The sequence below is a fragment of the Megasphaera cerevisiae DSM 20462 genome, from assembly GCF_001045675.1.
GTDB classification, from domain to species: Bacteria; Bacillota; Negativicutes; order Veillonellales; family Megasphaeraceae; genus Megasphaera; species Megasphaera cerevisiae.
The window spans coordinates 16,334-28,407 of the sequence record NZ_LEKT01000004.1 but is presented as its reverse complement, the minus strand read 5'-3'; the positions used below and the strand labels follow the sequence as shown (position 1 = coordinate 28,407).

Below are 12,074 nucleotides of genomic sequence, written 5' to 3'. Positions count from 1 at the left end.
AAATTTAAAAAACGGAACGGGCAAAGGATTAACCTCCACCGACAAAGTGTACGATTTCCACACTGTCACCATCTGTCAGTGTGACAGTGTCATACGTGCTGCGTGGCACGATATGCCCATTCAGTTCGATGGCAATACAGCCTGCGTGCAGGCCCTGCTGTTCCAAATATTGCCGTAGCTGCATGCCGGCAGCATCAATATTCGTACCGTTGATAGTTACCATAGCGGTTGGCTCCTTTCTGAAAAAAAATAGACCGCACAAAGGATTACACCGATGGTGGTGTACCCCTTCGTGCGGCCTTTGCGGTCTCACTCTGGTTATGATTATAGCGCACTCCGGAAAAATGTCAATATATGCCGGTCATTGATTTGGTCCTGACCGGCAACGCGTTTATTTGAAGAGATGTGAGAGAAATTGCATCACAGAGCTTGCTTTTATGGTAAAATATACAGAGTAAGCAAGTCATATCACGACATGCCAGCGGAGGTGTTTCGCATGAGTCCTATAACGGAAAAGGATTGGATGGATATAGCGCAGTATTTTTATTTGACAGACGAACGGCTGCAGCGGTTTTCTAACGGCTTTACAATGGCTGTGGAGTCCGCGCTGGCTGGCAGAGATTCATCTTTGCGGGCATTAAAATCATATTTGCCTCTTCCTACAGGCGAGGAGGCGGGGGCATATATAGCGTTAGATTTTGGCGGCACCAATGTGCGGGCTTCCCGTATCCGACTGCTGGGTAATCATTGCTACATCGTCGAGAAAAAAGTATCTCGACCTTTGAAAAGGGAGGGAAGCTATGATTATCTGTCACATGATACGACAGCAGTACAGCTGTTTGATTTCATTGCGGCTCTCGTCGGTGAAGCGGCCGGCGGCAATAAGCCATACAAACTGGGACATACCTTTTCATTTGCCGTCAGTCAGCAGCAGGTCCGCGATGCCCGGCTGCTGCAGTGGTCCAAGGAAATCGCCGTGGCAGGAGTAGAAGGCGAGGAGGTTAATGAATTGCTGCGTCTGGCCCTGCGGCGCGGCGGCCTGGATAAAATCGAGCCGGTGGCGCTGCTCAATGATACGACGGCGGTTCTGCTGGCTTCATCCTATCAGCACGGGAAGTCGCAGCTGGCCGTTATTTGCGGGACTGGTTTTAATATTTGCTATTATGAGCCGTCTCAGCAAATGATACTCAGTTTGGAGGCTGGAAATTATACCGGGGCGGAACAGACGATATGGGATGTGCGGGTCGATGCAGAATCCCGGCGGCCCGGTTGTCACCAATTAGAGAAAATGGTGGGTGGTGCGTATCTCAATAATGTATTTCGAAATATTGCCATGACCTATTTTAATACGACGGAAATCCCCTTTTTTACGACGCAGGATATGAATGGCATTATCATGACTGAAAATATGAAGGACGTCCGTCTTCGCATGGGGCGTATGTGGAAGCGGCTGGTGCCGCCTGAGGATGTGCGTCCCTTGCGAAATCTGGGCGCCGCCGTATTTGTTCGTGCCGCTCAATTATCGGGGGCCGCTTGCTTTGGTGTTTTACGCCATTTGTATCCGGACGGCGATATCCCGCGTCAGACGTTGGCGGTAGAGGGCAGTGTGCTGGAGCATGTACGAGGCGGACTGCTCATGATGGAGGATGCACTGCGGGCCTGCCAGTCCGGATATGGAAAAAGCCGCAGTCAGTCCATACCGGCGGAGCCGTCTGTGATCAAAGACGGTCCCTCTGTCGGCGCGGCAATTGCCGCAGCAATGAGTAGTGCTACGTAGGCTGTCAGAGCCGGGGCTGTACAGGCGGACGGTTCAGATCACGCAGCATCTGCCTATCCACGTGCACTTCGTTGCCGCCGGTAGTCAGGTAGCCGCCGATCATCAGACCGTTCAGGCCACCTGTCAAAGCATAGGCCTGCAAAGACCGAAGATTGACCTCGCGTCCACCGGCAGTGCGGATCAGGGCATGAGGCAGAATAAATCGGAAAACCGCAAAGGTGCGAAGAATTTCCCAGGGACTCAGCGGCGTGTTGCCTGCAAAGGGAGTGCCCGGAATCGGGTTCAGAATATTGAGCGGGACAGAATCGACGCCAAGATGCTGTAGAGTAAAGGCCATTTCTGCACGTTGGGCCCGCGTTTCGCCCAAACCGAAAATGCCGCCGGAACAAATGCGTAGACCTGCCTCATGAGCGATATGAATGACGGCGGCTTTATCTGCAAAGGTATGGGTTGAACAGATAGAAGGGAAATAAGACGGTGCCGTTTCTATATTAGCATGGTAACGGGAAATGCCTGTGTTCTTGAGGGCCCGCGCCTGCCGGAGGTTGATCAATCCGAGAGAACAGCAGGTTTCCATACGGACTTCTTTTTTTATATCTTCCAGTGCGCGCAGGATTGCATCAAATTCGCTTCCTTCCTGGACTGACCGGCCGCTGGTGACGATGGAAAAACGGGCGGCACCGGCCTGTTTGGCTTTTTTGGCGGCGGATACTATTTCTTCTTTGCCGAGAAGGGCGTATTCGTTTACGCCCGTATGATAATGAGCGGACTGAGCGCAAAAGCGGCAATTTTCGGAACATTTTCCGGACCGGCCATTGATAATGGCACAGCAGTCCACTTCATCGCTGTTAAAATGCCGGCGGATAGTGTCGGCCATAGCTAGAAGCAGCGGTGTTTCCTGATCGGGCAGGGCCAGTAGTTTTTCGGCCTCTGCCGATGTAATGCCGCCGCCATGAAGTACTTTTTCTGTATAGGCTGTCAATGTTGCAATATCCATATGGATTCATCTCCTGTTTGGTATTTTAGGATAGTATACTGTAATCGAAACGCAAAGTCAACATAAAAATAATTTTATAAAGTTTACAATTAAGATAAAAGAAACAAATCTGCGGAGAAACGAAAATGTACGGATATTTTGCTGTTTTCCTCTTTTCACCGTGCCGGTTTTTCGCTACAATATAGCTACGATACGTATGATACAAAATAGGTAGGGTAAATACATGCTGCAAATTGATAAGACCATAAGAAAACCATATTACGTACAAATTTATGAATATTACCGCCATGAAATTGAAGAGCGGCGTATGGTGGCAGGAATGCGTCTTTCGTCGGTTCGTGAATTGGCACAATCAGTCAATGTCAGTAAAATGACGGTGGAGAAGGCGTATTATCAACTGGCCAGTGAGGGGTATATCCTTCGCCGGAATAAGGCACGGTATGAAGTGGCTTCTCTGGGCAGTCCTGATGATGCGCCCGGAGCTGCTGCAGTGCGGGAAAATCATGGACTGCGGCACCCCGCGTGGTTATATGATTTTGGCAGCGGGGATATGGATATGGAACACTTTCCCCTCGACATATGGAGAAAATATATGAACCGGGTTCTTTCCGAACCGGACTATCTGCTGGCTTGTCATGACGAGCAAGGGGTACCGGATCTGCGGCAGATTCTGAGTCAGTATGTGTATCAGACGCGGGGCGTTCATGCAAGGCCGGACAATATCATCATCGGAGCCGGTACCGTATCGCTGCTGAGTACATTGACAAACCTCCTTCATGAAGAGTGCGGGCGTATTGGCGTGGAAAACCCGGGCTTTCGTCTGGGCAGAGAAATTTTCCGCAGTGCCGGCTATGAAATCGTCCCGATCTCCATTGCGCAGGGCATGCTCAATATGACCGCGCTTGAAAAGAGCGGCGTTCGTCTTGTATATGTCAGCCCGTCTCATCAATTCCCTACGGGAACGGTCATGCCGGCCGGGATGCGCTACAGACTTCTGCAGTGGGCGGGAGAACGGGATGGCCTGATCATTGAAGATGACTATGACAGTGAACTGCGGTATTATGGGCGGCCAGTACCGGCACTGCAGGGATTGGACACGCATGGCCGGGTCATTTATATGGGGGCGTTGTCCAAGGTACTGCCTTTTTTTGTGCGGTTAAGCTATATGGTTCTGCCAGATCGGATTATGACGCTATACAATCGAAGACGCGCATTGTTCCGGCAGAGCGCGTCTGTGCCGGAACAATGTGTGCTGGCTTCATATATACAAAGCGGCGAGCTGGCCCGGCAGATACGGCGTCTCCGTAAAGAATATCAGGAAAAAGGCGCGCAGATGCGACAGCTTCTCCAGGCGGCTTTTGGAAGCGATATCACAATCAGTCCAATGGTATCTGGCGTGTATTGCCATGTTACGCTGCGCAGTCCCTGGTCCGAGCAGGAATTGCGCAGTCGTGCCGAACAACATGGCTGCCGGGTACTGTCCATGCAGTCTTTTTATGAAATACCAAAACAGGAGGATAGCAGGGAGTTTCTTCTGTCCTTTTCCAAGATACCCGGTCATCAGCTGAAGCAGGCCGTTGCGGCACTGCAGGCGGCGTGGACGGAGAAAGAAGGATACTAAATGGCAAAAAGTTTACGTTTTATTCATTGTGGTGATTTACATTTGGGAAGCCCGTTCCATGATATTGCCATGATCGATGACAGATGGCAGCGGATTGTTGGAAAGGCGCCGGTCCGTGCGTTTCAGAAAATCGTACAAATTGCCATTGATAAAAAAGTACATGCCGTGCTGATTACAGGAGATGTGTATACCAGTGCAGATCACAACCTGACTGCCCAGCTGGACTATGTGCGTCTTCTGCACAAATTAGCGCAGAATGATATACAAGTGTTTGCCGTTATGGGAAATCACGATCCGTTGGAAGCTTGGAAGGCTAAAATCCCTTTTCCACCCAACGTTCATATTTTCAGTACGGAACAAGTGGAGAGGGTGCCTCTTATCGTGGAAGGGGAAGAAGTAGCGGTCGTGTACGGACAAAGCTATGCCAAAAGCGAACAGCGGGAAAACATAGCCTGGAAATTCAGCCGCAGTACGGCGGACCGTTATGCTATCGGTATGCTGCATACGCAGGTGGGGAGCCATCAGTCGTCGTATGCGCCCTGTACGCTCACAGATTTAAAGGAATGCGGTATGGACTACTGGGCCCTGGGCCATGTCCATACGTATCAAGTGCTTTGTGAAAAGCCGTATATCGTATATGCCGGTAATCCACAAGGACTGGACTGTACAGAAACCGGTGCCCGGGGATGCTGCTATGTAGAGGTCGGCCCGTACGGGACTACGGATATCGAATTTATGGACACCAGTATTGTTCGATGGGCAGCGGCAGATATTCCTATTGATGATATCGAATCTGTATCGGAGCTGCGGGAGGCCGTGCGGCTTGCGAAAGAAAAGCTGCGCCGGGAAATCGGCAAGCCTACCTTTTTGACTATAAACTTTACCGGCGCCGGCAGCATGTATCATGTTATCAATAATCCCGAAGCAACACAATATTGGATAGATAGCTGGCGTGAAGAAGAGCAGGGAAAATATGCCTTTGTTATGGTAGAGCGTCTGCGTAATATGGCCAGGCCGAAGATCAATCTGACAGAACGGAGCAAGCTTCCTGATACGGTTGGTGATTACTTGAATATGTCCGATCAATTAGATACGCTGGCACCTGAAGAAAAAATAAAGGCCTTGCGAGATATTCTGATGCAGCGTCCGGAATTTGAACGTCTCGGAGCTTATGGACAGGCTGTTTCCGATGCCCGCCTTCTTGAAGCCTTCGAAAAGGCGAAATGGCTGGGCATGCAAAAGCTGCTGGACGATAAAAGAGGATAAATCGATGAAGATTATACAAATGAATTTAGATGATTTCGGAATATATCACAACGTTGCTTGGAATCCGCCGGAAAAAGGGCTCATTATTATGCATGGCCAAAATGAAAGCGGCAAAACGACATTGATGAAGTACGTCCGGTCTATGTTTTTCGGCTATCTCCGAGGTGACTGGAAAGGCTTTTTCGGGCATATGGATATACGCCGTGACAACGGCCATGAATACCGGATTTACCGTAATGAAAAAGAATCATACATGACGGACGGTGACATTACGCTGCATGAAGAACCGGCAGATCTTTGGTGGCATGGCTTGGACCGGCAGACCTATGACAAAATTTTTGCCATGGGTCTGGAGGATCTGCAAGGCTTTAAAATTCTCTCCAATGAAGAAGTACGCAGCCATTTTTTCAGTATTGAAGGCGGTGTGCGCATGGGTGTTACCCGGAGAGATCTGACGCGGCTTATGAGTGATCTTCTAGTAGCGTCTTCCCAGGGTAAAAAAACGATCAACGCCTTGCTGAACGAGCAGCGTGAGTTTGATCAGCGGATCCGCAGTCTGGCCTATGATGAAGATGAATTCGCAGACCTGCAGGCACAGGAACGGGCCACTCATGAAACGGAAAACCGCATTCGCCTGAATATTGAAGAAACGAAGCAGGAGCTCGAAAAAATATCTATGCCTATTGCAGCATGGGATGTATACAAACGAGGACAAGACGCATTGCGGCATATGCAGGAGCTGGCTGACGTATCGCAGTTTCCTGAAGATGGCGTACAGAAATGGACCGATCTTGAAAATAAAATGAAGGATATTGACGGGCAAATAAAAACATTGGAGGAAACCTCTCGCAAGGGGCCGGCTTTTCAGGTGGAATGGAATCGCTGGCTGATCTGTGGCAGTCAAATCGATGACCTCTGCCGGCATGCTGCAGAATGGCAGCAGGGGCAGCAGGAAATTGCGGCACATAAGGATATGGAAATTGACTGGCAGCTTGAACAAAATCAATATGCCCATACTCTTTCCGCGTGGACGGATGGTACGATGCCGGAAAGGGCAGACTGGAGCCGCGGCCTGACAGCAGCAGCCGATTTAAACCGGTATCGGCAGGAAAAAGAAAAATGGCAGGCGGCTCAGCCGAAAAACGTGGCAGCGGCGTCCGATGAGGCGGCAACAGAGCCGGAACGGACTAAAGAAGAATGGCAGATTGTCGGCAGAGCCGTTTCTGATATTCAGGAAGCGCTGATGGAACGAAAAAAAGTGCAGGAACAGTTGGATTGGCTGAAAAATGAGCCGGCTGGTACATCTCATGGCTTCACAATTCTTGGAGTACTCTTTTTGATTGCGGCGGCAGTGCTTCTGGGTCTGGTAGTTATGTATAACTTCGATGCAGTTCCGGGCGGTGGCGGAGCCTTTGCTTGTGCGGTATTAGCTATTGCTGCCTTTATCCGGCAGAGTGCCGGTTCTGACAGAATTCCCCGTAAGATTGAAGAACTGGAAAGTGAAATGACGGATATTCAAGAGGATATAGCCGGGATGGCGAAGGATGCCGGCATTCCTCTTTCTGAAGAAGACAGTAACGGAGTCTGGTCGAAAAAACTTGATGAAGTCCGTCAGCACTATTTAGACTGGCAGACGGAAGAAACAAAAAATGCCTGGGAAAAAGAACAAAAAGTTATGTATGATGCGATTTATGAAAAATGGCAGCGTGACGGTCAGACCTGGGAACGTAAATTGACTGCGTGCCAGGCTGCGTGGGAAAACTGGCGTACCGAGACGGGGTTTACCCGGCTTTCTATCGATGCACTGCAGCAGGCCAAAGAGGTATGGGACAAATGGAAAACCGTTGCCGCGGCGGCCGCGGAATGGAATACCCGGAAGGTAGAATTGCAGACCCGGATCAGTCAGTGGCATGACACGGCCGAACAAATCTTTCGTGAAGTCGGCATCAAACAAGCAGTTACGCCGCAATCCGTAGATGCGATGTACCGGAAATGGCAGGAAATCCGTGTTCAGGCGGAAGTCGCCAAGGAGCAGGATAGGCAGCAGCAGGAGCGCGGCGAGCAAATCGTACAGCTCAAAAAGGATCAAGATATCCGCCGCCGTCAGCAGGACGCGCTGCTGACTCTGACCGGTGCGCAGACAGCAGGGGAATTTCGTAGTAAAGTACTCAAATTCCGTCAATTTCAACAATATAAAGAAGTATACGATCAATCAGAGGCACATGTACGTCTGATTGCTAAAACTCCTAAAAATTTGACTGAACTGCGGCATGAATTAAAAGTACATACCCTTAAAAACTGGCAGGATGAACAAGCGCATTACGAAAAGAAAATTGCTGAAGCAGAAAAAAAACTGGCGGAAGTAGCAGAAAAACGGGGCAGTATTGTCGAACGGCTCAGTCAAATGGCCAAAAGTGATGTCTATGGCAAGCTGCTTCAGGAAAAACAAAATCGCAAGGCCGAATTGGATTCCCGTGTCAATGATTGGCTTACCTACCTGTATGCACAGCATATGCTGGGAGAAGCACAGAAATACTATGAACAGGTCCGGCAGCCGCTGGTTATCCGGCAGGCCGGCGAGTACCTGCATCTCATGACGCAAGGACGCTATACACTGCAGGCGAGCTTTGACGGCCGGCAGCTGTATGCTGTAGACGGAGCGCAGCGCCGCATACCGGAAAAACAGTGGAGCAGTGGTTTGGGGGATCAGATTTATCTGGCAATCCGCATTAGTCTGGCTATGGCGTTTTCCCGTCAGATCGAACCACTGCCGCTGATATTGGATGATATTCTTGTACGTTTTGATGAACAGCGGCAAAAAGAGGCACTGCACTTTCTGGCAGATTTAGGGAAAAAGGAACAAATATTTCTCTTTACCTGTTCTCAGGAAACGCGGGCCATTGCAGCAGAAGTGCGCGGCTTGCTGTCGGGTGAAACAGATACGATCCATCTTTTTGAAATCGAGCAGGGCACGATTCAAGAAGCCTGATGATACTCGGGAAAGAACAGGTGAAACAGTCATGGCAGAAGATACGGTACTAAATACGGTACCAGCAATGATGATGCTGGAGGCAATGGATGCGGTAAGCAACGGCATCGTCATTGTTGATTGTGATTCGCGGATTACCTATGTAAATGAGGCCTATCTGCATATTTTGAAAGTATCGCGGGAACAGGTCATGCATAAACAAATCAGTGTGATTGAACCAGGTGCCATGATTTTAGACGCCTTGCGGGACAGGCTTCCGCGGCTTCATCGCCCTGTCGAAGTAAAAACGCGGGGTAAGAAAATAATGGTCAATATTACGCCCATTATTAAACATCAAAAACTGATCGGGGCAGTTTCTGTATTTGAAGATATAACGGAACTGTCGCGCAGTCATCAGGAATTTGAGCGGGCCCAGCGCCTGAGTCATTCCATTTTCAAAGCGGCGGCTTACGGTAATACGGGGCGTCCTTCGAAGTTTTCCCATATTATCGGACAAGACCCCAAATTTATTCGCTGTCTGCGGCTGGCGGAACTGGTAGCGCCTACCGACGCGACCGTACTTATTGAAGGAGAAAGTGGTGCCGGCAAGGAAGTACTGGTGGAGGCCATCCTGCGTATCAGCGGCAAACGATGCAGGCCTTTTGTCAATATTAATTGCTCGGCAATTCCTGAAACGCTGATGGAAAGTGAATTATTCGGCTATACGTCCGGATCTTTTACGGGTGCGGCAAAAAAAGGCCGGGCCGGTAAATTTGAGCTGGCTGACGGAGGAACCGTATTTCTTGATGAAATTGGTGAAATGCCGCTGTTTATGCAGGCTAAACTGCTGCGGGCGCTCCAATCCGGAGAGATACAAAAAATTGGTTCCGATACGATTCAAAAAGTCGATGTTCGCGTGGTTGCGGCAACGAACCGTGACCTAAAGCAAATGGTCCGGGCCGGTACGTTCCGGGAGGATTTGTATTTTCGGCTCAATACCTTTACCATTGTTATTCCGCCGCTGCGGGATAGAGGTCATGATATCATTCTGCTTGCCCGTCACTTTTTGAAAAAATTTACTGATAAATATCATAAGCAGCTGGTGTTTTCTCAATCAGTCATGGACTGTTTTTTATCATATCCATGGAAGGGAAATGTGCGTCAGCTGGAAAGCTGTATCGAATATGCGGTGATTGTGTGCAATGCCGGAACGATTTATGCCGAACACTTGCCGGAAGAACTGCAGCTTACAAGTCCTGCTCCACGGACAGAATCTCTGCCTGCAGCAGCAGAGCTGCCGCCGCCCGCTGAAAGAAAGCATGACCTGAAGACAGACATAGCGGAAATGGAAAAAAATCGGATAGAGGCTGTGCTGGAGGAAACTGGCGGCAATAAAACCAAAGCGATGAAACTCTTGGGAATCAGCCGCAGGACATTTTATAAAAAATGGAAGAAATATGATCTCGACAAAATGATGTCTAAAAAGTAAACGATACATATATAAAGAGTAAACACCCTTTTAGGAGTATACATGTTGTAGTGTATACATCCAAGAGGGCGTTTTTTATTTGAAAAAAAATGTAATAAGGCACAATACCTTAGCGGATGCCTTTTACCGAAGATGACAATGTAAAAAATAAATTAGATTATAATTTTGGCACGCATATTTCATATATATGAGTGTTGGACATTAAGAAAATGATGTATTCGTATTATTATTTCAGGAAAGAGGTTATGTGGATATGAAAACAATCAGAATCGGCGGCGGCCAGGGATTTTGGGGTGATTTAAGCGACGCTCCGATTGCCATGGCTAAGCAGGACCGGGTCGATTACATTTGTTGTGATTACCTGGCAGAACTGACCTTGTCTATTATGAGACGTCAGCAGGAACGGAAACCGGAAGCTGGCTATGCGCGGGATTTCATTACGGCTCTCAAGGGAATGCTTCCGTACATCGTAGAAAAAAAGACAAAAGTCATTACCAATGCCGGAGGTATGAATGTAAAATCTTGCGTTGAAAAGGTCAAAGAAGTAATACGGGAAAGCGGCTATCATTTGAAAGTCGGCTATGTTATCGGTGATGATGTGCGCGAAATCATTCCGCAGCTTCGCGCTCAGGGAATTACGATGAAACATATGGATACGGGAGAAGATATTGACCGGATTCTTCCCAGCATGGTAAATGCCAACGTATATTACGGCGTAGAGCCTATTGTGCAGTGCCTTCAGGAAGGTGCTGACATTATTATACTTGGGCGGTCTACCGATACGGCCATGTTTGAAGCGCCTCTGATTCATGAATTCGGCTGGAAATTGGATGATTGGGATGCCAAAGCTACAGGGATTCTGGCCGGTCATCTTTGCGAATGCGGTGCGCAGGCGACTGGCGGCAACTACGATTATGATTGGGAACATGTTCCCCGTCCGGAGCTGTTGGGATATCCCATTGCCGAAATCAGCGAAAAGGGAAGTCTCATCCTGACAAAAACAAAAAATACAGGCGGCTTAGTCACGCCGCAGTCGGTTAAGGAACAGCTGATCTATGAAATACATGATCCAGCCCAGTACATAACTCCTGATGTTGTTGCTGATTTCAGCAAGATCACGGTAGAACAAGTCGAACGAGATCATGTAGCTGTCCGCGGTGTCACGGGGCATCCGGCTCCGGATACGCTGAAACTGTGCGTAGGATATCTGGAAGGATACCGTAATGTGGCCTATTTGCCCTACAGCTGGCCCCGGGCTCTCGATAAAGCCAAAATGGCTGCTGATATCTTGGATAAAAGAATGGCAATGAAGGGCTTGCAGGCAATCCGTACACACGTCAGTTATTTAGGCGTCAACGCTCTGCACGGCCCACTGGCTCCGGAACTGCAAGCGGATTTGAATGAAGTCGTTCTGCGATATGCTATAATGACAGAAACAAAAGAAGAAGGACTCAAACTGACCCCGGAAATTGCTGCAGTCAGCAATCTGAACGGGCCGGCTCAGGGCTGCTTCTTCGGCGGCAGAACACGGCCGAGTGAAGTGTTTGCGCTATGGCCGACATTGATTCCGCGGGATGCGATTACACTTGAAGCAACTGTTGAGGAGGTCTAAGATAATGAAAATTCAGTTGAAAGATATTGCGCACGGGCGTTGCGGTGACAAAAGTGATACATCTAATATATGCATATATGCTCGTAAGCCCCAATACTATAAAGCGATGGAAAAACAACTGACGGCAGATGCCGTACGCCGCCACTTTGAAGGCCTGGTATTTGGTGATGTAGTACGATATGATTTGCCGCAGCTAGATGGCTTCAATTTTGTTATGCATCACGCCCTGGATGGCGGTGCTACCCGGTCGCTGCGCTTGGATACGTTAGGAAAATGTATGGAAGCAGCCTTGCTTCGCATGTATATTGAAGTGGAAGATGAATAAATTATATTAGCGTATGTAA

The 12,074-nt window shown here is 48.9% G+C and carries 9 protein-coding genes; 7 read left to right on the top strand and 2 right to left on the bottom strand.

Going from position 1 to position 12,074, the window contains the following annotated elements; all coding sequences use genetic code 11:
• Nucleotides 1–28 precede the first annotated feature (28 nt).
• Nucleotides 29–223 (bottom strand): sulfur carrier protein ThiS, encoded by a 195-nt coding sequence (gene thiS, locus AB840_RS02025; protein ID WP_048513163.1) that lies wholly within the window; start codon nucleotides 221–223, stop codon nucleotides 29–31.
• 273 nt (nucleotides 224–496) lie between these two features.
• Here thiS and AB840_RS02020 point away from each other — a divergent pair, with 273 nt between their 5' ends.
• Nucleotides 497–1,777, top strand: a complete 1,281-nt coding sequence (locus AB840_RS02020; RefSeq protein ID WP_234984841.1) for a hexokinase family protein — start codon at nucleotides 497–499, stop codon at nucleotides 1,775–1,777.
• Nucleotides 1,778–1,781: 4 nt separating this feature from the next.
• On the opposite strand, the gene bioB is transcribed toward AB840_RS02020, so the two are convergent.
• A complete protein-coding gene (gene bioB, locus AB840_RS02015) occupies nucleotides 1,782–2,774 on the bottom strand; it encodes a biotin synthase BioB (protein ID WP_048513162.1) in 993 nt (330 codons plus the stop codon).
• Nucleotides 2,775–2,997: 223 nt separating this feature from the next.
• Between bioB and pdxR the strand changes: the two genes are divergently transcribed.
• From pdxR to AB840_RS01985, 6 genes are all read left to right on the top strand, one after another.
• Nucleotides 2,998–4,395, top strand: coding sequence for a MocR-like pyridoxine biosynthesis transcription factor PdxR (gene pdxR / locus AB840_RS02010; protein ID WP_048513161.1), 1,398 nt, complete (start codon nucleotides 2,998–3,000; stop codon nucleotides 4,393–4,395).
• Nucleotides 4,396–5,661, top strand: coding sequence for a metallophosphoesterase family protein (locus AB840_RS02005; RefSeq protein WP_048513160.1), 1,266 nt, complete (start codon nucleotides 4,396–4,398; stop codon nucleotides 5,659–5,661).
• Nucleotides 5,662–5,665: 4 nt separating this feature from the next.
• A complete protein-coding gene (locus tag AB840_RS02000) occupies nucleotides 5,666–8,650 on the top strand; it encodes an AAA family ATPase (RefSeq protein ID WP_048513159.1) in 2,985 nt (994 codons plus the stop codon).
• A 31-nt stretch (nucleotides 8,651–8,681) separates the two neighbouring features.
• Nucleotides 8,682–10,118, top strand: coding sequence for a sigma-54 interaction domain-containing protein (locus AB840_RS01995; RefSeq protein ID WP_048513158.1), 1,437 nt, complete (start codon nucleotides 8,682–8,684; stop codon nucleotides 10,116–10,118).
• Between the two features lie 253 nt (nucleotides 10,119–10,371).
• A complete protein-coding gene (locus AB840_RS01990; RefSeq protein ID WP_048513157.1) occupies nucleotides 10,372–11,730 on the top strand; it encodes an acyclic terpene utilization AtuA family protein in 1,359 nt (452 codons plus the stop codon).
• A 4-nt stretch (nucleotides 11,731–11,734) separates the two neighbouring features.
• Nucleotides 11,735–12,055, top strand: coding sequence for an AtuA-related protein (locus AB840_RS01985; RefSeq protein WP_200809893.1), 321 nt, complete (start codon nucleotides 11,735–11,737; stop codon nucleotides 12,053–12,055).
• Nucleotides 12,056–12,074: the final 19 nt, after the last annotated feature.